The sequence below is a fragment of the Amycolatopsis lurida genome (assembly GCF_900105055.1).
Lineage (GTDB): Bacteria > Actinomycetota > Actinomycetes > Mycobacteriales > Pseudonocardiaceae > Amycolatopsis > Amycolatopsis lurida.
Genome location: NZ_FNTA01000004.1, coordinates 4388515 through 4411920, shown reverse-complemented (window position 1 = coordinate 4411920; position 23406 = coordinate 4388515). Strand labels below are relative to the sequence as shown.

27 protein-coding genes are annotated in these 23406 nt (G+C 68.9%); 5 read left to right on the top strand and 22 right to left on the bottom strand.

The features are described 5' to 3' along the window. Positions 1–49: 49 nt before the first annotated feature. Genes BLW75_RS26080 through BLW75_RS26070 form a run of 3 tightly spaced genes read right to left on the bottom strand, consistent with a single transcriptional unit; the run spans position 50 to position 2425 of the window. Positions 50–781, bottom strand: coding sequence for a TetR/AcrR family transcriptional regulator (locus tag BLW75_RS26080; RefSeq protein ID WP_034312539.1), 732 nt, complete (start codon positions 779–781; stop codon positions 50–52). Beyond that, positions 778–1485 carry a DUF2334 domain-containing protein gene (locus BLW75_RS26075; protein WP_241783618.1) on the bottom strand — a complete coding sequence of 236 codons (708 nt, stop codon included), beginning with the start codon at positions 1483–1485 and terminating at the stop codon, positions 778–780. Before BLW75_RS26075 ends, BLW75_RS26080 begins: the two co-directional genes overlap by 4 nt. 58 nt (positions 1486–1543) lie before the next feature. Then, complete coding sequence (locus BLW75_RS26070) at positions 1544–2425, bottom strand: phosphoribosylaminoimidazolesuccinocarboxamide synthase (RefSeq protein WP_034312536.1); 882 nt, start codon at positions 2423–2425, stop codon at positions 1544–1546. Positions 2426–2460: 35 nt separating this feature from the next. Here BLW75_RS26070 and BLW75_RS26065 point away from each other — a divergent pair, with 35 nt between their 5' ends. Then, the gene (locus tag BLW75_RS26065) at positions 2461–3267 is read left to right on the top strand and encodes an SAM hydrolase/SAM-dependent halogenase family protein (protein ID WP_091598353.1); all 807 of its coding nucleotides are present in this window, start codon (positions 2461–2463) and stop codon (positions 3265–3267) included. Here BLW75_RS26065 and BLW75_RS26060 read toward each other — a convergent pair. The 10 genes from BLW75_RS26060 to BLW75_RS26015 form a co-directional block, all read right to left on the bottom strand. Then, positions 3150–4037 (bottom strand): MOSC domain-containing protein, encoded by an 888-nt coding sequence (locus tag BLW75_RS26060; protein ID WP_034312533.1) that lies wholly within the window; start codon positions 4035–4037, stop codon positions 3150–3152. The two genes, BLW75_RS26065 and BLW75_RS26060, sit on opposite strands and share 118 nt — an antisense overlap. A 111-nt stretch (positions 4038–4148) precedes the next feature. After that, entirely contained in the window at positions 4149–4889 is a 741-nt protein-coding gene (locus tag BLW75_RS26055; RefSeq protein ID WP_034312531.1) for an amino acid ABC transporter ATP-binding protein, read from the bottom strand. Continuing rightward, positions 4886–5644 (bottom strand): amino acid ABC transporter permease, encoded by a 759-nt coding sequence (locus tag BLW75_RS26050; protein ID WP_034312529.1) that lies wholly within the window; start codon positions 5642–5644, stop codon positions 4886–4888. The genes BLW75_RS26055 and BLW75_RS26050 overlap by 4 nt, the downstream gene beginning before the upstream one ends. After that, the gene (locus tag BLW75_RS26045) at positions 5645–6427 is read right to left on the bottom strand and encodes an ABC transporter substrate-binding protein (RefSeq protein ID WP_034312660.1); all 783 of its coding nucleotides are present in this window, start codon (positions 6425–6427) and stop codon (positions 5645–5647) included. A gap of 8 nt (positions 6428–6435) precedes the next feature. Beyond that, positions 6436–7209, bottom strand: a complete 774-nt coding sequence (locus tag BLW75_RS26040; RefSeq protein WP_034312527.1) for an ABC transporter substrate-binding protein — start codon at positions 7207–7209, stop codon at positions 6436–6438. 3 nt (positions 7210–7212) lie between these two features. Then, complete coding sequence (locus BLW75_RS26035; protein WP_091598350.1) at positions 7213–8040, bottom strand: substrate-binding periplasmic protein; 828 nt, start codon at positions 8038–8040, stop codon at positions 7213–7215. Positions 8041–8260: 220 nt separating this feature from the next. Further along, a complete protein-coding gene (purB, locus tag BLW75_RS26030) occupies positions 8261–9691 on the bottom strand; it encodes an adenylosuccinate lyase (protein WP_034312524.1) in 1431 nt (476 codons plus the stop codon). Between the two features lie 84 nt (positions 9692–9775). Further along, positions 9776–10378 (bottom strand): TetR/AcrR family transcriptional regulator, encoded by a 603-nt coding sequence (locus tag BLW75_RS26025; RefSeq protein ID WP_034312521.1) that lies wholly within the window; start codon positions 10376–10378, stop codon positions 9776–9778. Between the two features lie 24 nt (positions 10379–10402). Further along, a complete protein-coding gene (locus BLW75_RS26020; RefSeq protein WP_034312520.1) occupies positions 10403–11107 on the bottom strand; it encodes a hypothetical protein in 705 nt (234 codons plus the stop codon). Beyond that, positions 11094–11612 (bottom strand): SigE family RNA polymerase sigma factor, encoded by a 519-nt coding sequence (locus tag BLW75_RS26015; protein WP_005152531.1) that lies wholly within the window; start codon positions 11610–11612, stop codon positions 11094–11096. The genes BLW75_RS26020 and BLW75_RS26015 overlap by 14 nt, the downstream gene beginning before the upstream one ends. 135 nt (positions 11613–11747) lie before the next feature. On the opposite strand from BLW75_RS26015, the gene BLW75_RS26010 reads away from it, so the two are divergent. The 3 genes from BLW75_RS26010 (at position 11748) to BLW75_RS26000 (ending at position 14280) form a co-directional block, all read left to right on the top strand. Further along, the gene (locus tag BLW75_RS26010; protein ID WP_034312518.1) at positions 11748–12776 is read left to right on the top strand and encodes a threonine aldolase family protein; all 1029 of its coding nucleotides are present in this window, start codon (positions 11748–11750) and stop codon (positions 12774–12776) included. A gap of 2 nt (positions 12777–12778) precedes the next feature. After that, a complete protein-coding gene (locus tag BLW75_RS26005) occupies positions 12779–13369 on the top strand; it encodes an HAD family hydrolase (RefSeq protein WP_034312515.1) in 591 nt (196 codons plus the stop codon). An 89-nt stretch (positions 13370–13458) separates the two neighbouring features. Continuing rightward, entirely contained in the window at positions 13459–14280 is an 822-nt protein-coding gene (locus tag BLW75_RS26000) for an SAM-dependent methyltransferase (protein WP_034312514.1), read from the top strand. Here the strand turns inward: BLW75_RS26000 and BLW75_RS25995 are convergent. The 3 genes from BLW75_RS25995 to BLW75_RS25985 all read right to left on the bottom strand — a co-directional run bounded on the left by BLW75_RS25995 (position 14277) and on the right by BLW75_RS25985 (position 16651). Next, positions 14277–14462 carry a hypothetical protein gene (locus BLW75_RS25995; protein ID WP_007032516.1) on the bottom strand — a complete coding sequence of 62 codons (186 nt, stop codon included), beginning with the start codon at positions 14460–14462 and terminating at the stop codon, positions 14277–14279. The two genes, BLW75_RS26000 and BLW75_RS25995, sit on opposite strands and share 4 nt — an antisense overlap. A gap of 85 nt (positions 14463–14547) precedes the next feature. Continuing rightward, complete coding sequence (locus BLW75_RS25990) at positions 14548–15738, bottom strand: pyridoxal phosphate-dependent aminotransferase (protein ID WP_034312511.1); 1191 nt, start codon at positions 15736–15738, stop codon at positions 14548–14550. A gap of 10 nt (positions 15739–15748) precedes the next feature. Next, positions 15749–16651 (bottom strand): TetR/AcrR family transcriptional regulator C-terminal domain-containing protein, encoded by a 903-nt coding sequence (locus tag BLW75_RS25985; protein WP_034312655.1) that lies wholly within the window; start codon positions 16649–16651, stop codon positions 15749–15751. A 161-nt stretch (positions 16652–16812) separates the two neighbouring features. On the opposite strand from BLW75_RS25985, the gene BLW75_RS25980 reads away from it, so the two are divergent. Further along, positions 16813–17997, top strand: a complete 1185-nt coding sequence (locus BLW75_RS25980; protein WP_034312509.1) for an FAD-dependent monooxygenase — start codon at positions 16813–16815, stop codon at positions 17995–17997. 343 nt (positions 17998–18340) lie between these two features. Here the strand turns inward: BLW75_RS25980 and BLW75_RS25975 are convergent, their stop codons facing one another. From BLW75_RS25975 to BLW75_RS25950, 6 genes are all read right to left on the bottom strand, one after another. After that, the gene (locus tag BLW75_RS25975) at positions 18341–19462 is read right to left on the bottom strand and encodes a transglycosylase SLT domain-containing protein (RefSeq protein ID WP_034312508.1); all 1122 of its coding nucleotides are present in this window, start codon (positions 19460–19462) and stop codon (positions 18341–18343) included. A gap of 43 nt (positions 19463–19505) precedes the next feature. After that, positions 19506–19817, bottom strand: coding sequence for a hypothetical protein (locus tag BLW75_RS25970; protein WP_034312505.1), 312 nt, complete (start codon positions 19815–19817; stop codon positions 19506–19508). A 147-nt stretch (positions 19818–19964) separates the two neighbouring features. Beyond that, a complete protein-coding gene (locus tag BLW75_RS25965; protein WP_034312503.1) occupies positions 19965–20735 on the bottom strand; it encodes an ESX secretion-associated protein EspG in 771 nt (256 codons plus the stop codon). A 4-nt stretch (positions 20736–20739) separates the two neighbouring features. After that, positions 20740–22404: a hypothetical protein gene (locus tag BLW75_RS25960; protein ID WP_034312502.1), complete on the bottom strand. Its 1665-nt coding sequence runs from the start codon at positions 22402–22404 to the stop codon at positions 20740–20742. 10 nt (positions 22405–22414) lie between these two features. After that, positions 22415–23056, bottom strand: a complete 642-nt coding sequence (locus tag BLW75_RS25955; RefSeq protein ID WP_241783616.1) for a DUF3558 domain-containing protein — start codon at positions 23054–23056, stop codon at positions 22415–22417. Continuing rightward, positions 23007–23393: a PE domain-containing protein gene (locus BLW75_RS25950; RefSeq protein WP_034312497.1), complete on the bottom strand. Its 387-nt coding sequence runs from the start codon at positions 23391–23393 to the stop codon at positions 23007–23009. Before BLW75_RS25950 ends, BLW75_RS25955 begins: the two co-directional genes overlap by 50 nt. Positions 23394–23406: the final 13 nt, after the last annotated feature.

The window sequence follows — 23406 nt, the reverse complement described above, 5'->3', positions numbered from 1 at the left end:
CGTACACTAATTAATGTCCGACGGATACTAAAGGCAGGGAGGTGCCTTGTCAGCTGGCGTCGACGAGAGCGGCGATGCCGTCGAGCACGACGCCGAGACCGAAGTCGAAGTCGGAGTTCTGGCCGGAGTCACCGAGTCCTGAGGCCAGGAAGCCCGCGGCATCGGGGAAACGCTCGGGGTCGATCAGCGCGGCGAGGCCTTTGCCGTAGGCCTGCTCGGCCTGCGCCTGGCTCAACCCTCTGCCTTTCCTTCCCTCGGCGAGCTGGATGGCCTGCGCGCAAGCGAGGCGGACATAGCCGCCGACCAGCACCAGGATCCCGCCCTTGGTGCCCCAGTCGAGGCCGGTGTCGCGCAGCGTGCGCAGGATCGCGTCCATCCAGGCGACCGCGTGCGGCCCGGCCGGAGGACCGGTGAGCGGCAGCTCGACCAGCCACGGGTGCTTCATCAGGACATCGCGGTTGGCCTCGGCCAACCTGGTCAGCTCGGCCCGCCACTGGCCGGTGGACTCCACCCGCGGCGGATCGCCGATGGCGAAGTCGGCCATCAGCTCCAGCAGCTCCGCCTTCGAACCGATGTGGCGGTACAGGGACATCTTCGTGACGCCCAGATCCTTCGCCACGCTCGCCAGCGTCACGTTCGCGACGCCTTCACGATCGGCGAGGTCCACCGCGGCCGCCACGACACTGTCGATGTCGAGTACGGACGGCCTGCCGCGCGTCGGGCGCTCCGCTCGCCGCCAGAGCCGCATCAGCGTCGCCGGTGCGTCTCCCTCGTCGGTCATCCCGACAATTTAACCCGCGTTCGAGAGAGCGAGCCGTAGGTGGCTCCGAAAGCGCGGTTCTCCAGCGAGACGTCGACGGCGTCGAGGAACGCCTGCCGCAGCCCCGGCCGGGCGAGGTCCGCGGCGTCGATGCCGAGCCGGACGAGCCCGCCGCGGCGCGCGGCCCTGGCGGCGGCCAGCACCAGCGCGAAACACCGGACGGTCTCCGTCCGGTGCGAGGGCCCGCCGAACTCCTGCACCCTGGCGCGCCGCACCTCACCGGACACCAGGTCCCGTACCGAGGCCAGGTCCGCGCACAGCCTGAACCCGTGCTCTCGCAGAGCCTGGAGGGTGCCCTCGGAAGCGATCCAGCGCGGTGGCGCGAAACCGTCGACGGCCATGCCGTTGGCGTCGAGCGCCGCCTTCGCCGCGATGAGCCGCAGCCGCGCCTCGTGCGCGGGAAGCGCCGCGAACTCGGCGCGTTTACCCAGGTAGACGGCGCGATGGGTAGGCGGTACCTGATGGTCGTAACCGTGCAGGAGGACGGAGTCGCCCTGGGTGCGGCGCGTCCTGACCCACTCGGTCACGGGGCCCTCGCCGGTGCGAGCGGCGTAGAGCACGGACAACGGGACCCTGCGCCGGTCGAGTTCGGCCGCGAGATCGGCACAGCGGTGCAACGTCCGGGTGGTCACGCCGGACAGGGAAACCAGCAAACGTGCATCCACCCCACCAGTGAGCCAGCCGGGGCTTTCGCTCGCCTGACGTCGGAGTGAACTCCGCAGGTCAGGCGGGCCAATCCTGCAGCGACCGGCCGGTGATGCGTTCGTAGGACTCGATGTACCTCGCCCGCGTGGCGGCGACGATGTCCTCGGGCAAGGGCGGTGACCCCGGTCTGTCCCGGCGATGCCAGCCGGACGCGGGACTGGTGAGCCAATCCCGCAGCGGCTGCTTGTCGAACGACGGCTGCGGGCTGTCCGGCGCGTATCCACCGGCCGGCCAGTAGCGCGAGGAGTCCGGGGTCAGGACCTCGTCGGCGAGCACGAGGTTCCCCTCGCGGTCGATGCCGAATTCGAGCTTCGTGTCCGCGAGCAGGATGCCGCGTTCGGCGGCGAACTCCGCGCCGCGGCGGTACACCGCCAGCGTCGCGTCTCGGACCTCCTCGGCCCGTTCGCGGCCGAGTTGCCCGACGACGTCGGAGAAGGCGATGTTCTCGTCGTGCGAGCCGCGGTCGGCCTTCGTCGCCGGCGTGAAGATCGGTTCGGGGAGCCGGGACGACTCGGTCAGGCCCGGGGGAAGTTCGACCCCGCAAACCCTGCCGCACGCGCGATAATCGGCGAGGCCGGTACCGGTGAGGTAACCGCGGGCGACGGCTTCGAGCGGCAGCATCGCCAGCCGCCGCACCAGCAGCGCGCGGCCGCGGACCTCGGCGGGGATGCGTTCGTCTTCGTAGGAGACCAGGTGGTTGGGGAGGACATCGGAGAGCAGGGAGAACCAGAACACGCTCATCGCGGTGAGCACCCGCCCCTTGTCCGGGATGGGCGTGTCGAAGACGACGTCGCAGGCGGAGATCCGATCCGAAGTGACGAGCAGCAGATGCTCGTCATCGACGGCGTAGAGCTCACGGACCTTGCCGGCGGCGATCTTCGGGTATTCGAGCGTCGTCACGGCTGCACCCTAGCGATCAAGGATGATGGCTGATCATGCCGATCCACTGCGTTTCGTTCACGACCGACTACGGGCTGAGAGACGGTTTCGTGGCCGCGTGCCACGGCGTGATCGCGCGGATCGCGCCGTCCGTACGGGTGATCGACGTGAGCCACGAGATCCCTCCGCAGCAGGTCAGGACCGGCGCCGAGGTACTCGCCCAGACCGTGCCGTACCTGCCGGAGTCCGTCCATCTCGCCGTCGTGGACCCCGGCGTCGGCACGGCGCGGCGCGGTGTCGTGGTGGTCACCGAGCGCGGAATGCTCGTCGGCCCGGACAACGGACTCCTCATTCCCGCCGCCGAAACACTCACCGGGGTGATAGCCGCGTACGAACTCGCGGCGCCGGAATACCGCCTTCCGGTGACTTCGTCGACGTTCCACGGGCGTGACGTCTTCGCCCCCGCGGCGGCGCATCTCGCGCTCGGCGTCGCCCCGGAGGAGTTCGGGCCGCGCGTCGACGACCTCGTGCGCCTGCCGGACCCGTTCGTGGCGGTGTTCCCCGGCAAGCTGGTGGCCGAGGTGCTCACGGTCGACCACTTCGGCAACGTCCAGCTCGCCGCGAGCCCCGCCGACCTCGAACTGGCCGGACTGTCCGGCACGGTCTCCGTCAGCAGCGAACACGTGCTGGTGAAAGCACTGGTCGGCGACACCTTCGGCACGGTGCCGCCGGGCCGGAACGTGCTTTACACCGATTCGGCGGGACGGCTCGCGGTCGCCGTGAACGGCGGTTCGGCCTCGGACGTGCTCGGGCTGGGGCCCGCCCAGGAGTGCACGATCACCTCGTCGCCGACGGACACCTGACCCGGGCCGGTCACCGCCATCTTGATCCCGAACGAGACGCCGCCCTCGGGCTCGCGGCGGTAGTCGGCGAGCGAACGGATCGGTTCGGGGCCGGCCTTCTGGCCGGTCTCCTGGTCGACCATCGGCACCGTGCAGCGGATGCAGACCTTGGCGTACCCCAGGTCGAGACCACCGGCGGTGAGCGAGCGGACGTCGTCCTCGCGGTGCGGCTCCGGCCAGCCCGAGACGACGATGTTGGGCCGGAAGCGATCCATCGGCACGGCCTCGGCACCACGCGACGCGATGCGTTCGTTCAGACCGTCCAAAGAGGACTCGGAGGTCAGCAGGACCGCGTGCGCGTCGGCGAAGGCCGCGGTGCCCGGAATCTCACCGTTGGTGACGCGTTCGTGCTCGGGCGCGAGGCCGACGAACACCGACGGCAGCCCGAGGACGGCGGAGAACCACTCGGCGGCCTCGGCACCCTGATGGACGCCCTTGCCCTGCCAGGTGAACGTCGCCGCGGGATGCCGCGGCCCGTCCGTGACCGTCTCGACCAGCAGATCCTCGACGTCGGGAGCGGCGAGCCGCAGACGGGCGCCGTCGTCCAGGACCGCCGGCCGGATCGAGGCCATCACCGGATGCTTCCGCTGGCTGCGGAACTCGCCGTCCGGGGAGACGACCATCCAGGCACGGTCGAACCGCAGCCCCGCCGGGGTGACGTCGGCCGTTTCGACCGACGTCCCGGCGCAGCCCTTGACCGGGTAATAGACCAGCTTCGCCACTCTCGCCATAGCCGCAGGTTAACGAGTCAGGTCTCGTGAGTGGTAAGGACGGTTAGAACCGTCCTTACCACTCACGAGACGTGCCCCACCACGCCACCGCCGCCCTTGCTCGCCGGCTTCTCACAACACCTGCGACAGGAACCGCTGAAGCCGCTCGCTCCGCGGAGCGTCGAAGATCGCCTCCGGAGCACCCTGCTCGACGATCTTCCCGTCGTCCATGAACGCGACCTCGTCGGCGACGCCGCGCGCGAAACCCATCTCGTGGGTGACCACGAGCAGCGTCAGGCCGCGCTCGGCCAGCCCGGCCATCAGGGTGAGGACGCCCTTGACCAGCTCCGGGTCCAGCGCGCTGGTCGCCTCGTCGAACAGCATGACCTCGGGCTCCATGGCGAGCGCCCGCGCGATCGCGACCCGCTGCTGCTGCCCGCCCGAGAGCGCGCTCGGCCGGTACGGCGCCTTGTCGGCGAGGCCGACCTCGGCGAGCCGGGCGTGCGCGATCTCCGCCGCCTCCGCCTTGCCGAGCTTCCGGACGCTGCGCAGCGGCAGCGTGATGTTGTCCAGCACGCTGCGGTGCCCGAACAGGTTGAAGTGCTGGAACACCATCCCGACCCGCTGCCGCAGCGCGTCCGGGTCGGACGAGATGACGCTCTCGCCGCCCAGCAGCAGGTCGCCCGAGTCGGGCTCCTGGAGGCGGTTCACACAGCGCAGCAACGTCGACTTGCCGGAGCCGGACGGGCCGATGATGCAGGTCGTGCGCCCCTTCTCGACCTTGAGGTTCACGCCCTTCAGCACTTCGAGGGTGCCGAAGGAGACGTGGATGTCGCGGAGTTCGACGCTGGAGGAACGTACGGCGGTCGTCATGACATCGGCACCTTTCCGGCGTTCAGCAGTTCCGTCTGGCCGCCGTCGTCGTCGACCCGGATCTTCTTGCCGGTGCGCAGCTTCTTGTCGATGTAGTTGACCAGATGCGTCAGCGGCACGGTGATCACCAGGTACACCGCACCCGCCGCGACCAGCGGCGACAGGTTCCCGGTGTTCGCCGCGAGGTCCTGCCCGATGCGGAACAGGTCGCGCTGTTCGGCGAGGAAGCCGAGGAAGTACACCAAGCTGGAGTCCTTGACCAGCGCGATGAACTGGTTCACCAGCGCGGGCAGCACACGCCGCACCCCCTGCGGGATGACGACGAGCGTCATCGCCTTGGTGTAGCTCATGCCCAGCGCGCGGCTGGCCTCCATCTGTCCTTTTTCGACACTCTGGATACCGGCGCGGAAGATCTCGCCGATGTACGCGGCGGCGATCAGGCTCAGCGCCAGAATGCCCAGCGGGTACGGATTCCGGGACAGCGACGGGATCAGGATCCCGCCGCCCTGCCCGATCACCAGGATGGTCAGGATCGCGGGCAGGCCGCGGAAGATGTCCGTGTACACCCGGGCGGGCCAGCGCAGCCACGCCTTGCTGGACAGGCCCATGGTGGCCAGCAGCATGCCGAGCACGGTGCCGATCAGCGCCGAGAACACCGACAGGATCAGTGTGTTCAGCAGGCCGGTCCCGAGGAGGTCAGGGAAGACCTCCCAGATGTACTCCCAGTTCAGAAAGGTGTTGAGGAAATCGTCCACTTACTTCTGCCCGGCCTTGAACTCCGCGGGCACCGGCGCGTTCGGCTCGAACCGCTGGTGCACCTTTTCCCATGTCCCGTCGGCGATGACCGCCTTGAGCCCGGCGTTGATCTTGCCGGCCAGCTCGGTGTTGCCCTTCTTGACCGCGAAGCCGTGCGGGATGGTCGTGGTGATCGCCTTGACCACCTTGAGCTTCGCGTCCGGGTTCTTCGCCGCGTAGTCCTCGGCGGTCGCCTGGTCGAAGATCGCGCCGTCGATCGCGCCCGATTTGAGCGCGGCGAGGGTCGCGGCGTCCTGCGGGAACTTCACGGCCTGCGCGGTGGGCGCGTTGGCCGCCAGCCAGCTGTCCGACACCGTGCCCTGCACGACCCCGATCCGTTTGCCCGCCAAGGAGTTCTCGTCGGTGATACCGGTGCCCTCGCGGGCCTCGATGCCGAGCGACTGGTAGTTGTACGGCGCCGAGAAGTCGACGGTCTTGCGGCGTTCGTCGGTCTGCGAGATCCCCGAGCTGCCGATGTCGAACTTGCCGTTGGCGACCTGGCTCAGCAGGGTCGAGAACTCCGTGGAGACGAACTCGAGCTTCAGGTTCTGGTGCGCGGCGATGGCCTTCAGCAGCTCGTTGTCGAACCCGGTGAACACGCCGTTTTCCTGATAGGCGTTGGGTTTCGAGTCGCTGAGCGTGCCGACGCGCAACGTGCCGGCACTGGCGCTTTCACCGCCACCGCACGCTGCCAGCACCGCCACGAGGACGGCGCCGACAGCGGCGGCGAGTGACTTCTTCATCGTGATCCTCACGCCTTGAACTGGGCCGGGACCGGGGCCGTCGGCAGGAACTTCTCGTGCAGCTTGACCCAGGTGCCGTCGGCGATGACCTGCTTCAGGCCTTCGTTGATCTTGGTGAGCAGCTCGGTGTTGCCCTTCTTCACCGCGAAACCGTGGGGCACGTCGGTGGTGAAGGACTTGACGACCTTGAGCTTCGCGTCGGTGCTCTCCTTGACGTTCGTCTCGGCGATCGCCTGGTCGAGGATGTAGGCGTCGACGGCACCGCTCTTGAGCGCGGCCAGCGCCGGCGCGTACCCGGGGAAGCGCACGGCCTGCGCGTCGGGCACCGTCGAGGTGAGCCACTTGTCGCCGACGGTCGCCTGGATGACCGCGACCCGCTTGCCGGAAAGGCCCTTCTCCTCGGTGATCGGCGAGCCGTCCTTGGTCTGGATGCTCATGACCTCGAAGTTGTACGGGCTGGAGAAGTCGACGTTCTTCTTGCGCTCGTCGGTCTGCGCGATGGCCGAGCTACCGATGTCGAACTGGTTGTTCGCGACCTGGCCCAGCAGCGAGGAGAAGTCGGTCGAGGCGAACTCGAGCTTCAGGTTCTGCTTGGTGGCGATGGCCTTCAGCAGCTCGTTGTCGAAGCCGGTGTAGTTGCCGTTCTCGACGTAGATGTTCGGCGGCGCGTCGCTCAGCGTCCCGACGCGCAGGGTCTTCTCGGTGGCGGACTCGCCGCCACCGCAAGCGGCGAGGACGGCGACGAGGCCCGCGGCCAGCGTGGCGAGCAAGGTTTTCTTCATGGTTCAGACCCCCGCGTTCTGGACGGGCAGGCCGGGGCCGCCCTTTTCGAGTTCCTTGGGCAGCGGCTCGGTCTTGAAGAACTGAGCGTGCAGGCGGGCGACGGTGCCGTCCGCCACGGCCTTCGCGAGGCCGTCGTTGAGCTTCTTCAGCAGTTCCTTGTTGTCCTTGCGGACGGCGAACGCGGACGGCGTGTCCTTGGTCTCGACGGTGTAGCCGAACTCCAGCGGCACGTCCGGGTTCTGGTCGATGTACTTCTGCCCGATGTCCTTCGGCACGACCCAGCCGTCGAGGCTGCCGGCCTTCAGCTGCGCGAAACCGGCGTTGTAGTCCGGGAAGCGGACGACGTTGGCGCCCGGGACCTTGCCGCTGGCGAAGTCGTCCTGCACCGACGCCTGCACGACGCCGAGCCGCTTGCCAGCGAAGGCGCCGACGTCCTTGAGGGACGCGCCCTTCCTGGTGAGGATCGTGGTGAACCCGGTGCTGTAGCCGTTGCTGAACGCGACGGTCTTCTTGCGGGCCTCGGTGGTGGAGATCGTGGAGCTGCCGATGTCGAACTTGTTGGTGGCGACGGCGGCGAGCAGACCGGCGAACTCGGTGCCGACGAACTCGACCTCGAAGCCCTCGCGCTTCGCGATGTCGCGCAGCAGTTCGTTGTCGTAGCCGGTGAAGGTGCCGTTCTCCAGGTAGATGGACGGCGGCGCGTCGGTCAGGGTGCCGACCCGCAGCTTCTGGCCGCTCGCGCCCGCGTCACCGGAGCCGCAGGCGGCGAGGGCGAGGGTGGCCGCTCCGGCCGTGACGACGGCGACGAATTTCGACAGCGTGGATCTCATCGCTTCTTCCGTGGGTTTCGGCGCGCAAGGCGCGATACAAACACGCCAGGCCGCCTCATGGGCGGCCTGGCGCTCCGGGTTCAGCGATCGAGATTAGGCATTTCGCCCGATCGAGTAACTTCGTCTCACTCTGTGAACACCCCGGGGTGGGGCTGCTCACAACGCGCGTGAAGGCCCCCTTCCCTCGGCTGAGCCGAGGGAAGGGGGCCTTCACGCGCGGTCAGAGGATCGGTGCCGGCGAGTAGTTCACCGCCTCCGGGAAACGCTCCAGGATGCCCTCGACGCGGGCCGCGATCGCGGCCACCTGACGGGGCGCGACACCGGTGAACGAGATCCGGTCCGCGAGGAGTTTGTCCAGCTCACCGCGGTCGAGCGGGATGCGCTCGTCGGCGGCGAGCCGGTCGAGGAGGTCGTTCTCCGCCAGCCCCTGCTCCCGCATCGCGAGCGCGACGCCGACGGCGTTCTCCTTGATCGCCTCGTGAGCGGTTTCACGCCCGACGCCCGCCCGGACCGAGGCCATGAGCACCTTGGTGGTCGCGAGGAACGGCAGATAGCGATCGAGCTCACGTCCGATGACCGCCGGGAAGGCACCGAACTCGGCCAGCACCGTGAGGAAGGTCTCCAGCAGACCGTCGAGCGCGAAGAACGCGTCGGGCAGCGCGACCCGGCGGACGACGGAGTCGGACACGTCGCCTTCGTTCCACTGGTCGCCGGCGAGTTCGCCGATCATCGACAGGTAGCCGCGCAGCACCACGGCGAGCCCGTTGACGCGCTCGCACGAACGGGTGTTCATCTTGTGCGGCATGGCCGACGAGCCGACCTGGCCCGGCTTGAAGCCTTCGGTGACCAGCTCGTGGCCGGCCATCAGGCGGATGGTCTTCGCGAGGCTCGACGGGGCGGCCGCGAGCTGGACGACGGTGGACAGCACGTCGAAGTCGAGCGAACGCGGGTACACCTGGCCGACGCTGGTGAACACGTTCTCGAAGCCGAGGTGGGCCGCGACCCGCGACTCCAGTTCGTCCAAAGTGGACTCGTCGCCGAGCAGGTCCAGCATGTCCTGCGCGGTGCCGACCGGGCCCTTGATCCCGCGCAGCGGGTAGCGGCCGATGAGGTTTTCGAGCCGGTCGAAGGCGACCAGCAGCTCGTCCGCGGCGGTGGCGAAGCGCTTGCCGAGCGTCGTGGCCTGCGCGGCGACGTTGTGCGAACGGCCCGCCATCACCGTGTCGGCGTGTTCGACCGCGATCGCCGTGAGCCGGGCGAGCACCGCGCCGACGCGGCCGCGGACCAGCTCCAGCGAACGCAGCACCTGCAGCTGCTCGACGTTCTCGGTGAGGTCCCGCGACGTCATGCCCTTGTGGACGTGCTCGTGCCCGGCGAGCGCGTTGAACTCCTCGATGCGGGCCTTCACGTCGTGCCGGGTGACCCGCTCGCGCGCGGCGATGGAGTCGAGGTCGACCTCCCCCAGCACACGTTCGTAGTCGGCGACGACACCGTCCGGCACCTCGACGCCGAGGTCGGCTTGCGCGCGGAGCACGGCGAGCCAGAGCTCACGCTCCAGCACGACCTTGCGTTCCGGGGACCACAGTTCGACCAGCTCAGGCGAGGCGTAGCGGCCGGCGAGCACGTTGGGGATGCGGGGCTTGTCCGTCACGCGGCCAGACTAACCCCCCGCAATTCGTCACCTACTTGCGCCACAAGCGCGCCGTGACACCTCGCCCTGACTGCAAGTAGGTGACTAATTGCGGGGGTCGAGGGCGCGTTGGAGCATCCGGGCGGCGGCGGCGCGCGGCTCCGGGTCGACCTCGATCAGCGCATTGACCACGGCACCGTCGACCAGGGCGACCAACCGCTCCAGTTCGGTGCCGTCCACGGGTGTGCCGGAGCGCGCGAAGATCTCGTGGAGCAGTTCGTACAGCTGCGCGGACAGCGTCCGCATCAAGGGCCGAAGGTACGGGCGGCGGCCTGTCCCGACGAGGCGTTCGTAGCGCAGGAGGACCGCTTCGGCGTCGGCCTCGCGATCAGGGCGGAGCGGGCCGAGGAGCATGTCCAGCACCAGGTCGACGGTGGCTTCGACACCGCGGTTGCGGGTCGCCAGCTCGTCGAGGCGACGCCGCCCGGTCTCCAATTCCACCTTCGCGTGATGTTCCACCGCGGCGGTGACCAGCTCTTCGAGCGAGTCGAAGTAGTACGTCGTCGAGGCCAGCGGCAGCCCGGCGCGTTCGGCGACCGCACGATGCCGCACGGCGTCGAAACCACCCTCGGCCAGCAGCGACGCGGCGGCCTCGATGAGCTCGGCCCGGCGTCGCTCACCCTTCGGTGTGGTCGCTGCGGCGGTCATGGCGGGCTATTTTGCCAGGCGCGCTCAGTAGCGGGCGGCGAGCACGCCGGCCAGCCTGTCGACGTCGGACTCGGGGAGGGCGGGCCTGCCCGAGCCGTCGCCGAGGCTCACCACGACCACCAGTGATCCCTTGGCGGTGGTCCGCTGGGCACTGGACGCCCCTGTCGGCAGGGTCGGGACCGACGACCCTGCCGGGAAGACCGCGGCGGAGACCGTGCCGCCCGGCACCGGGAACCCCGCGGACCTCGCTCCCGTCGTACAGAGGTCGCCGGGCGTCGATTTGGCGACATCCACGGGGACCGGGAGCTCGCCAGCGAGGGCGGTGGCGAGCTCCCGGTCCACCTGGTCGCACCCGTAGGTGCCTTCGGCCGTCTTCTGGCCGGTCCTCTCTGACCCGTCGCCCCCCTGCTGAGGCGGCGGGTTCGAGAAGTTCGAGGCGTCCCCGCTGTCAAGAGGACGTACGGACGCCGCCCCGGGTTGCCCCGCGGAGGCCGCTTCGTTGTCGGATTTGACCGCGCTCCCCATCTGGAGCTCGCTGCCGCCGAGCACGCCGAACATGCCCACTCCGGCCAAGACCAAAACCACCGCACTACAGGCCACCGCGATACCGTTTCGGCGTCGAGCGGTGGCGCGTTTCGAGGCGCGGACCACGTCGGCGGTGTCGAAGGTCGGCGACGGCGCGTCGCCGGGGGCGTCACGGAACAACGCCTTCAGGTCATTCTCGTCCATCCCGTGCCACCTCCTCCTTCTCCATGACCTGCCTGAGGTTCGCCAGCCCTCGCGCGGTCTGGCTCTTAACATTTCCTTCGCTGCACCCGAGCGCCTTCGCCGCCGCACCGACGTCCAGCCCTTCGAAGAACCTGAGCACCAGCACGGCCCGCTGCTTCGGGGGCACTTCACGCAACGCGGCCAGCAGGTCCTCCCTGGTGACGACCTGCTCGCCGAGGTCGAAGCCGTCCTGCGGCGGTTCGGGCAGCTCCTCGGTCTGCCACTCCCGCCGCCACGGCCGCCTCGACTCGTCGATGGCCGCCCTGACCAGCGTCTTCCGCACGTAGGCGTCGGTCGCCGCCCGTTCTCTGATCTTCTTCCACCTCCGGTGCAGCGCGACGAACGCCGTCTGCGCGAGGTCGTCCGCACGATGCCAGTCACCGCAGAGCATGTACGCGGTCCTGCGCACGGAGTCCCGCTTCGCGGCGAAGTACTCCGCGAACTCTTGTTCGTCGCGCTGGTTCACGCGGTTTTTGTCTCCGCTCTTGCCTCGTCGGTGGGTAGGACGGAACCGGGGGCGTCCACGGTTGCATGAGCGGGCGTGGCGGACCAGCCGGGGAGGAGATTCACCGCAGGCCCGTCGATGTGATGTGATCGTACCGTGACCTCGCGCTCTCTCCCGCAGATCGATTTCCGCTCCGACACCGTCACCCGGCCGGACGACGTCATGCGCCAGGCCATGGCGAAGGCCGAGGTCGGCGACAACGTCCTCGACGGCGATCCGACCGTCGGCGCACTGGAACAGCGCGCCGCGAAGCTGCTCGGCATGCCCGCCGCGCTCTGGACGCCGACCGGGACGATGGCGAACCTGATCGCGTTGAGCATTCACCTCCAGCGTGGTGACCGGTTCCTCGCGCCGCGCGGCTCGCACGTGATCACCGACGAGCTCGGGTCCGCCGCCTGGCTCGCGGGCGGCATGCCGGAGCCGCTGGAGCACGACGCCGGACCGGGGCGGCCGACGCCGGAAACGCTTTCGGCCGCGATCGGCGTCCCCCGCGGGCCGTACTACGCGCTGCACACGCCGCTGCTGTGCCTGGAGAACACGCACAACACGGCCGGTGGCGCGGTGACCCCGCCCGACGAGCACGCCCAGCTGGTCGCGGTGGCGAAGGAGGCCGGGCTGACCGTGCACCTCGACGGCGCCCGCATCTGGCACGCGTCGGTCGCGCTGGGGATCCCGCCCGCGGCGCTCACGGTCGGCGTCGACACCGTTTCCGCCTGCTTCTCCAAGGGACTCGGGGCGCCCGTCGGCTCGGTGGTGGCGGGCAGCGCCGAGTTCGTCGAGAAGGGCCGCCGGATGCGCCAGATGCTCGGCGGCGGCATCCGCCAGGGCGGTGTGCTGGCCGCGGCCTGCATGGTCGCGCTGGACCGCATCGGCGACCTCGCCGAGACGCACGAGAACGCGACACGGCTCGCGGCCGGGCTCGCGGAGCACGGCTGGGAGGTCAACACCCCCGAAACCAACATCGTGCAGGTGGCCGCTCCCGACCTCGAAGGCAGGCTGGCGTGGCTGGCCGGGCTCGGGATCCTGACGCTGCCCAGCTCCGGCCGGATCCGGTTCGTGGCGCACCGGGACCTTTCGGCGGCGGACATCGAGGAAACCCTTCACCGCGTCAAGACCGGGGGCTGAACGTGAACTGGATCGTCTTCGACTACGGCGACGTCATCAGCGCGCACACCGACGCGCTGCCGACCCTGGCCAAGGCCTTCGGCCTCGAAGTCGCCGACTTCGAACCGCACTACTGGGCCGAACGGGTCCGGTACGACTCCGGCGGCACGGACCTCGAGTACTGGCAGAGCATCGGCCGTGCGCTGGACGTCCCGGTGGACAAGGCGTTCTCCGACGAACTGACCTCCATCGACGTCACCGGCTGGACACATGTCGAGCCTGACGTGCTCGAACTGCTGGAAGGGCTGCACGAAGCGGGCGCGGCGCTCGCGCTGCTCTCGAACGCGTCGTCCACCTTCGGCCGCTGGGTGCGCGAGCAGGAGTGGGCGAAGCTGTTCCGCGTGAAGCTCTTTTCCGGTGACCTCGGCTGCCTGAAGCCCGACGCGAAGATCTACCGGATCCTGCTCGCCGAACTCGGCGCCGAACCGGCCGACTGCCTGTTCTTCGACGACCGGCAGTCCAATGTGGACGGAGCACGGGCGGTCGGGATGCGGGCGGAACGCTGGGTCGGCGTGACCACGGCGAAATCCGGCTTCGGCTCTTCGGAGGAATAATTCACCCTCGTCGCTCATCCGCTTACGCGCGGTGAAGCGGATGACCTACGCTGAACCAGTCCAAACCGATTCACCCCCGGTAGGTGCCCATGTCCGCGGACCAACGCCCGTTCGTGCCCGTCGATTTCGACCGGCCGAGCATCGCGCGGGTCTTCGACGCACTGATGGGCGGCCAGGACAACTACGAGGCCGACCGGGTGGCGCTGCGCCAGATCCTGGAGATCTCGCCGGACGCGCGGGCCATGGCCAAGGAGGTCCGGCACTGGCTGGTCCGGACCGTGCGCTACCTGACCGACCGGGAAGGCATCGACCAGTTCCTCGACCTCGGCTCCGGCTTCCCGACCATGGACAACACGCACCAGGTCGCGCAGCGGTACAACCCCGAGGCCCAGGTCGTCTACGTCGACCGGGATCCGGTGGTCCAGGCCCACGGCCGCGCGCTGCTCGCGGCGAACGACTTCGCGCATATGACGGCCGCCGACCTGACCGAACCGGCCGAGGTCATCGAGGGGCTCGCCCGCACCCACCGGCTGGAGTTCGACCGGCCGGTCGGGCTGATCCTGTGCGCGATCGTCCACCACGTCCAGGATCTCGACGAGGCGCGGAAGATCGTCCGCGCCTATGTCGACGCGCTGGCTCCGGGCTCGTTCGTCGCACTACTGCATCAGCATAACCCCGCCGACGGCACCGAAGCGGCCGACGTCGCGACGTCGCTCGAGAAGCGCTTCAACGGCACGGGGCTGGACACACTGTACCGGACGCGCGAGGAGATCGCGTCCTTATTCGAGGGACTCGATCTCGTGGAGCCCGGCCTGACGTATCCGCATCTGTGGTGGCCGGACGGGCCGCGCTTCACCCCGCTTTCGCCCGTGAACTTCACGTCGCTCGGCGGGGTGGCGCGTAAGCCTTAGCGGCGCAGCTGCTTCGGGGTGCCCTTGCCCTTGATGGCGCCGTACGCGGCCGTGCCGAGGAAGACCGCACCGCCGATGACGGCGATCCAAAAGACGGCCTTCACGAGGAAACCGAGCACGGATCCGAGCACCATGAAGGCCACCCAAGCCAGGATCAGCCCGCCGACGATCTTCCAGAACATGGCATCCTCCGATTGCCTCACCGTGCCCATGCGGGCCCGGTGAGTCCAGGTTGTCAGGCGGAGCTCGAGATCGCCTTCGTTCTGCCTAACGTTCAGGGTGATTTCCGGGTTCCCCCTGAGAGCGGGCGAGCCAGTCGCCGAGCCTGCGGACCCCTTCGTCGATGTGCTCGCGCGAACCCGCGAAGGAGAACCTCACGAACCGCCCGCCGTCGACCGGGTCGAAGTCGATCCCGGGAGCGATCGCGACACCAGTGTCGGCGAGGAGCCGCTGGCACCAGCTGAGGCTGTCGTTCGTGTACGCGGAGACGTCGGCGTAGGCGTAGAAGGCGCCTTCGGCCGGCGCGAGCTTGTCGATGCCGATGCTCTTGAGGCCGGCGAAGAGCACGTCGCGGTTGGCCCGGTAGCGCTCGACGTGGCCGTTGGCCTCCGCGTACGCCTCCGGGGTGAACGCGGCGACCGCGGCGTGCTGGGAGACCGCGGGCGGGCAGATGGTGAAGTTGCCGGTCAGGACGTCGATCGCGCGATGCAGCCGCTGGGGCGCGAGCATCCAGCCGAGCCGCCAGCCGGTCATGGCGAAGTACTTGGAGAACGAGCCGAGGACGAGCGCCTCGTCGCCGTACTGCCAGGCGCAATCGAGCCCGGCGCCGTAGGAGATCCCGTGGTAGATCTCGTCGCTGATCAGCTGCACGCCGTGGGACGCGCACCAGCCGCTGATCGCCGCCAGTTCACCCGGCGGCAGGACGGTACCGGTGGGATTGCTCGGGCTGGCCACGATCAGCCCCTTGATCGGCCCCAGTTCGTCGAGCAGCGCGACGGTCGGCTGGAAGTTCGTCTCGGCCCCGGTGGAGAACTCGACGACCTCGCAACCGAGCACCTTCAACAGGTTTCGGTAGGCCGGATAGCCGGGACGCGCCATCGCGACCCGGTCGCCCGCCTCGAAGGCGCTGAGGAAGGAGAGCAGGAAACCGCCGGAGGAACCGGTCGTCATGATGACGTCCTGCGGGCTCACGTCGACCGGGTAGGTGCGGTTGTAGTGCTCCGCGACGGCCTCGCGCAGTTCCGGGATGCCGAGTTGCTCGGTGTAGCCGAGGTTGCTGTCCTTCAGCGCCCGCTGCGCCGCTTCGAGGACAGGCTGCGGCGCCGGTGCGGACGGCTGCCCCGCGAGCAGCGGGACCAGGTCCCCGTGACTGCGCTGCCGCGCCTGCGCGGCCGATAGGACGTCCATGACGTGGAACGGCGGGACGGCGGAACGTGCTGCGGGACCGGGGAAGGACATGCGGGTGAGGCTAACTTGCCTTCGCGATGAGGACCGAGAACCCGTCGAGGAGTCGTTGGAGGCCGAACTCGAAGAGCGTGTCGAGGTCGTAGTCGAACGGGGCGCGCGAGACGACGCCGGCGAAGTTCGGGAAACGACCGCCGGAGACCAGGTCCCAGAGGATCGGCTCGTGCTCCGCCAGCCAGGCGTCGGCCGAGACCGCCGTCCCGGATTCGGTGTCGGCTTCGGCCTCGAAGCTGAGGGCGATGCCGCGTACGTGGTTGAAGATCGTGATGTGCGCGTACATGATCGTCGACGCCGGGAGGCCGTGGCCGTCGAGTGCCCGGGTCGCCCAGTCCGCGTGGGCGAGCAGGTTCGGCAGTGGTTGCGGCCGGGTGATCGAGAGCGCCTGCGCGAGCCAGGGATGTCGCCGGAACAGCGCCCACTGTGCCCTCGCCATCAGCTCCAGCTGGGCCCGCCAGCCGGGAGGCGGTTCGGGTGGGAAGCGGATTTCGCCGAGGGCCCTGTCCGCCATCTCGAGGATCAGCTCCTCCTTCGCGGTGACATGGCGGTAAAGCGCCATCGTCGCGACACCGAGGCCGGAAGCGACGCGGCGCATCGAGAGCGCGCGGATGCCCTCGGCGTCCGCGATCCGGATCGCGGCCTTCACCACCCGCTCGCGTGACAGCTCCGCCTCGGTTCTCGGCGCAGGCCTCCGGGCGCGGCTCGCGACGACCGTGCCCGCGCCGGGTTTGGCGACGACCAGGCCGTCCCGCTTCAGCGTGGCGAGCACCTTCGTCGCGGTCGCCATCGCGACGCCCCATTCGGCGATGATCCGGCGCGTCGACGGGACCTTGTCGCCCTCGCGCAGCTCACCGGAGGTGATCCGGTGGCGGATCTCGGCGGCGATCCGCAGATAGGGCGGATCGGTCATGGTCGACTCCCTGCCGTAGTGCACCTGGCCCCGTCACCACTCCCGCACTAGCCTAACCGCACTAGTGCATTAGGGATTTTCCGCGCTTTTTCCTGGGGCTCAGGGTTGACGTCCATACGTTGTACGCAGTGCTTCACAACACCGTACACAAGGAGTGGAACATGCGGCAGGTCCTGATTTCGGGAGCGGGAATCGCCGGTACGACGCTGGCGTACTGGCTGCGGCGCCACGGTTTCGCGCCGACGGTCGTCGAGCGGGCCCCAGCGCCCCGCGTCGGCGGGCACGCGGTCGACATCCGCGGGACGGCGCTCGGCGTCGTCGACCGGATGGGGGTGCTCGGGCGCCTCCGGGAGCTGAGCACCGACATGCGCGGGATGTCGTTCGTGAACGGCGCGGGCAAGACCCTCGTGAGGGTCACCGACCACACGCTGACCGGCGGGCTCACCGACAGCGAGGACGTCGAGATCCTGCGGGACGACCTCACCGACACACTGGCGTCGGTCGCCCAGGAAGGCGTCGAGTACGTCTACGGGGACCGGATCACCGGGATCGCGCAGCGGGCCGACGGCGTCCGGGTCACCTTCGCTCGCGGTGAGACGCGGGATTTCGATCTCGTCGTCGGCGCGGACGGCCAGCACTCGGCCGTGCGATCGCTCGTTTTCGGGGCGGAGAAACAGTTTTCGCACTACCTGGACACCTATCTCGCGGTGTTCACCGTGCCGAACTTCCTCGATCTGGACCGCTGGCAGATCTTCCACATGACCCCGGGAAAGCTGGCCGGGCTGTACAGCGCCCGAAAGAACACCGAGGCGCGGGCGATGCTCGGCTTCCAGTCGCCGGAACTCGACTACGACCGCTCGGACGTCGAGCAGCACCGAAAGCTGATCGCCGACCGATTCCTGGGCCACGGCTGGGAAGTGCCGCGACTGCTGCGGGAAATGGAGTCGAGTGAGCTGTACTTCGACTCCATGACCCAGATCCGGATGGACCGGTTCACCGACGGACGCGTCGCGCTGGTCGGCGATGCGGGCTACGGCCCTTCGCCACTTTCGGGACAGGGCACCAGTTTGGCGCTCGTCGGAGCCTATGTACTCGCCGGTTCACTGGCCGCTTCGCTCGACCACCGCGCCGCTTTCGCTTCCTACGAAAGGGAAATGCGGCCTTTCGTGCGCCAGAACCAAGCACTGGCTTCGCTGAACCAGAAGAAGCAGACGCGGTTTCGGCAGTGGAAGCAGATCCAGTCGATGCGGCTGCTGCCTTACCTTCCGCTCCGGGACCGGGTGATGAAGGCGGCCATGCGGCCACTGACGGAGGCGGCGAACGGCCTGGCACTCAAGGATTACTGACTGCTCGGGAGCGTCGGGCCCCGATGGCGTGTCGCGAAAGCCACTTTCGCGACGCCTGATGTCCCGAAAGAGGCTTTCGCGACACGACGCCCAGGGACTCGCGTGATTGGAGGGCCGACACCCGTGACTGGACGGACGGCACGTGTGATTGCCCGGACGACACGCGACGCGATACGGCCGCGAGCGTGTCGTCCGTCCAGTCACGCGTGTCGTCCATCGGATCACGCGTGCCGTCCGGCGGATCACGCGTGGCGGCCATTCGGTCACGTGGATCGGCCAGGGCCGGGACAGGGCTCGTGAGTGGTAAGGACGGTTCTAACCGTCCTTACCACTCACGAGGCCGCTAGTAGCCCTGGTATCCGCCGCCACCCGCCATGGACTTCAGCCCTGGGTGCCCCTCGAAGCCGCCGTACCGCGAGAACGTGTACCGGACGCCCGCGATGATGTTGTCCACCGGGTTGTAGATGTCGTCGTGCCCGGGAAGCTTGTGCGCGTTGAAGGTCGGGTCGATGCACTGCATCAACCCCTTGGACGGCGTGCCCTTCGCCGCATTGGAGTCCCAGTTGTTGATGGCGTTGGGGTTGCCGCCGGACTCCTTCTCGATGATCGTCCAGATCTTCTGGATGTCCGCCTCGGTCACCGGGATCCCGTTGGCCTGCAGGATCTTGATGGCCTCCTGGATCCACTGCTGGACGTTGCCCGGCGGTGTCGTCGACGGCGGGCCACCGCTCGGGCCGAGGCCGCCGCCCCCACCGCCACCGCCGCCTCCCCCACCGCCGCCACCGCCTCCGGCGTGGAGACCGCCGGTGCGCTTCGGGACGGAGCCGTCCTTACCGGGCATCGGGACCTTCGAGTAGCCGCCCTCGATGTCCTTCTTCATCAGCTCTTGCGACTTCTGGATCATCTGGTTGGCCTGGTCGAGCAGGCCCTTGACCCGGGTGTCGGCATCGCTGGCGATCTTGTTGATGTCGGTCTTGGCCTTCTGGATGATCTCGGCGGCCGAAGGGCTCGGCGCCGGCTTGTGATCCTTCTCGGCCTGCGCGGCGGCCTGGATCGCCGCGTTCTTGTCCGTCTCCGCCTGGGTGTTCCGCTTGTTGATCGCTTCCTCGGCGCCCTTGTAGGCGTCGGCGACCTGGGTCTTGATGTTGCCGAGGTCGGCGTGGACCCGGTCGAGGTCGTCGACGACCTTGCCCAACTGCTCTTCGACGTTCTTCCCGGCCTTGGTGATCGACTTGACGTACTCGAAGAAGGCGTCCGCGGCGGGCCCGGCCCAGACCCCGCCGTTCAGCGCTTGGGTCGAGTTGGACAACGCCGCGCTGTGATCACCCGCGTTGTCAGCGGCCGTCTTGAACTGCTTCGACGCGTTCTGAATGGCGGCCAGATTGACCTTTTCGATCTGTTCGGCCTTCTTGACCAGTTCGCCCCAGCCGTCCGGCACCCCGGCGCCGACACCGTTCAACCCCACTGCTCAAGCCCCCTTGTTCCCTGGCCCCCGGCCTGGCGAATCGTCACAGATCTCCGTGCACCTTCAGGTTGTCCACGTGGACCGCTTCGGTCTCCTTGATCAGGCCTGCCGCCTTTCGCAGCACGAAGGCCGTGGCCTCCATCAGCTGACCGGCCGAATCGAATTCGTTGTGGACCCCTTGCTTGAACTTGCCGACCGCGCCCTTCGCGTCCCCGTGCTCGTCCACTCCGCCGAAGGGGCTTTCCTTCTCGTCATCCATCCCGGTGACGCCTTTTTTGGTCTTCTCGAACTCGTCCTTGAGCTTCTCCACCTGACCGGCGGCGATCCCCATGGATTCCGGGTCGTACACAGGCACGGTTCGTCATCCCCTTCACGGAAAAACTCGTATCCGCCCGATCAGACGCGCGGCCGGTCAGGACGGTTCCCGCGCATACTTTAAGACCTCGGCAACACGTAGTGTGCGCATCCACGCCAACTTCCACCCCGCCGATAATCGGGCGAATCAGAAATCGGCGACTTCCCGGATCCGGGTCGCCAGCAACTGGTTGTCCGCCGGGGTGATGGTCGCCCAATCCCGCCCGTCCCGGTTCCGCGCGACCTGGAACAGGTACCGGCCCGCGTCCGTGTCGTAGAACGCGACCACGCTGTCAGCGCGCCGGGGGCGGCCGTCCCGGCCCGCGCGTTCGACACCGAACTGGCCGCGCGCCTCCTGGCCGAGCAGCATGCCCGCCACCTCCTGGGCCTGCCAGAGGGGCACGTCCAGGTCTTCCAGCGCGGTGACCAGTGCCTTCGCGTCACCGCGGGCGGCGGCGTCGGCCTGGACGAGGACGTCGTGCGGGATGCTGATCGACTGGCCGACGCCGGGACCGAGATCACCCGTGACCGAGACCGCGGCTTCGGCGAGGGAGCTCTCCCTGGCGGGGATCAACCACACCTGGCCGGAGTCGATCACGCCGAGCAACGCCTGGTTGCCGACGCTCACCGCCTGGCCCTTGATCTCGCGATCGGTCCACACCCAGACGTCGATCGCGACCCGGGGGTGGGCGAACAGGTTGAGCATGTCGACCAGTTCGCCCGAGGCCTGGTGTCCCCGCGCGAGACCTCGCGCGCGCAGGGATTCCCAGGCCTCTTCGATCAGCGCCGCCCGCTCCGTGTGGGTCGTTCCGGGGCTCGGCACGTCGAGTGCGGCATGACGGCTGGGCAGCCTTTCGGCTTCCCAGAGCATTTCGAACTCGAGTGCGGACAGCACCAGGCTGCCGTTGTCGTTCGGCACAGGTTCAGCGCGCTTCGGAGTTGCCGTGGTCACCGATCACGTCCGGCGACACCAGCCGCTCGTCGGTGAACAGGTCCTTGTCGTCGACGCCGTAACGCCTGATGTGCTCCGCGTCCTCCTCGACGTCCTGGGTGGCCGCGCGCTCCATGAACTTCGACTCGGGCTTCGGCTGCTTCGCACCGATCTTCTCGGAGCGTCGCATGGCTTCCTCTTCGGGAAGCTCACCGATCGGGAGCTGACGGGTCGGCTTCACGCCGCCTTCCTGGCGGGGACGGCGGTCGCGTTCCTTGTCGCCGCTCAGCGCACCACCGGCGACACCGGCGCCGAGCGCAGCGGCACCCGCGCCCAGATCGCCCGCGGCCGGGCCGGTGATCTTCGGGACGGCGGGGAAACCGCGGCCGGATTCGTTGCCGGGCGCCATCGGCGCCTGCGGTCCGGAGCCGACCGAGCGGCCCTTGCCGAGCGCCTGGTCGCCACCCGCGCCACCGCCGATGTTGCCGAAGACACCCGGTCCGGAGCTGGAGCCGGGGCCCTTGCCGAGAGCGCCGTCGACACCGGGGCCGGTGCCGAACGACTTGCCGACCGGCTGCGCCGACGTGGTGCTGTTCGGCGGCGCGCTGCCGGTGGACTGACCCGGCGGGACGTTCGGGATGTTCGGGGTGTTCGGCGCGCCCGGCGGGACGAACGGCGGCGAGGTCGGCGAGCCGGTGCCCGGATACGAAGGTTTGCCCTGTTCGGGCTGCGGGGACGGCCGGTTCGGCGTCACCCAGCCGGCGCCCGGCGCGGGAGCGGGCCTCGACGTGCCGGACGGCACCGTCGGCGCGGCGGCCGCGGGAGCCGTGGCCCCGGCGTGCGGCGCCGACGCACCGGTTTTGCGGGCGGTCCCGCCGCCCATGGCGACGCCGTAGGCCGGGGTCGGCGCGTCGTAAGACGGCGCCTTCGGGTTACCGATGGGCTGCGCGACCGGCGGCACGTACTTCGATTCGACGGCGGCCGACGCGGGCCGCACGCTGCCGTCCGGGGTCAGGTCCGTGGCCGTGCCCGCCAGGTCGAGCGGGGCGGAACCGCCACCCATTCCGGCGGCCGTCGTGGTCTGGGTCAGGTTCATCGCCTGGGGGTCGGCCAGGGTGCCGGTCGACAGCAGGTTCTCGCCGCTCGTCTTCGCGTAGTCGTTCAACGCCTCCTGCGCCTGCGCCCGCGCGTTGTTCGCGGCGCTGACGCTCTTGGCGTGGTCGGTCTCGAACCCGATGAGGCTCAGGACGACGTCACCGATGGTCAGGCCGCCGGCGCCCTTCCGGACCACTTCCGGATCCGGGAGCTTGTGCAGGGTCCGGTTGAAGGCCTCACCCTGGGCGAAGATCATCTCCGCGGAATGCGAGACCTTCGAGTTGGCGTCCTGCGAGAAGCCCGCCTGCTCGGTGAACACCTGACCGGCGGCACCACCGGCCTCGCTCTGCCATTCCACGCCGAGCTTGCCCAGCTCGTCGCGCAGCGTCTTGTCGGTGTCCGCGAGCGCGCCCGCGACGGATTTCAACGCGTCGACGGCGATACCGATGCTGCCGGTGCCGTCACCGCTGCGGAAGCGTTCGATCTCGGTCGCGATCCCGGTGTCGGTGTAGCCGTCGAACCGAAGATCGCGGAGCCTGCCCGCGAGGTCGGAAACGTTCACGCCGCCCTCCCTAGTTGCGTGCTTTCAAGGTCTGCAAAGCCGAATCGGCCGCCTGCGCGGACATCTCGCACAGCCGCGGCATGGTAAACGCGCCGGCGGTGACGGCGACCGCCCGCACCGCCAGCGTCTGTCCCTGAGCGACACCGACGAGCGTTTCGCAGTCGCCCGGTGTGCCGGCGTCACGGTGGTTCTTGAGGGCGGGGAACCCGCCGACCGCCGTCGGTTCCGTCGTCATGCTGTTCTTGCGGCGCTTGCCGGTGAACCACTCGTCGACATCCGCGGTGATCGTGCGGACGTAATAGCTGTGGAAGGGTTGCGCGGCGTCCGAATCGAGGACACAGGTCGGGCCGTCGATCGGTTCCGCGGCCGCGCGCGGTTTGCTGTTGATCTTGAGCTGGTCGAGCTGCGGATCGGTGAGCAGCGCGCACGGATCGACGCCCTGCAGGCTCAGTTCGGCGGGCCTGGCGGGCAGCGCCGACGCCTTGGCGCCCTGCGTGACCGAGGCCAGCGCCGGTTCGTCGGGGAACGCCTGCCCGCCCGTGTCCGTGGCGCATCCGGCCAGCGCGAGGGTGAGCACCCCGCCGGTCACCAGCACACGAGGCCTACGCCCGGTGTACACCACGGTCCCCGAACGCGGCGGCCTTGTCCGCATCACTGGTCTTGTACTCCTTGGCCGCCGTGCGGAGCTGGTTGACCAGGCCCCGCAGACCGGCCACGTACGCCCGGACCTGCGCGGCGTACGACTGGTCGCCGTCCGCCACGAGCTCGTTCCAGACGCTGGTCGCGTGGACGCTCACGGTGTCGTTGGCCGGAGTGTCGATACGCAGCTGGTCGAGCCGCGTCATGAGCTTGTCCTGCAACGCGTCGACCTGCTCTTCGACGATCTTCGCGACTTCGAGCAGCTTCGACGGATCGACTCTGATGTCGGCCACCGACGGTGGCGTCGGGACCGCCGACGTGAGGTCCTGGACCTTGCTCGATGCTGCCATTCCCCACCCCTTG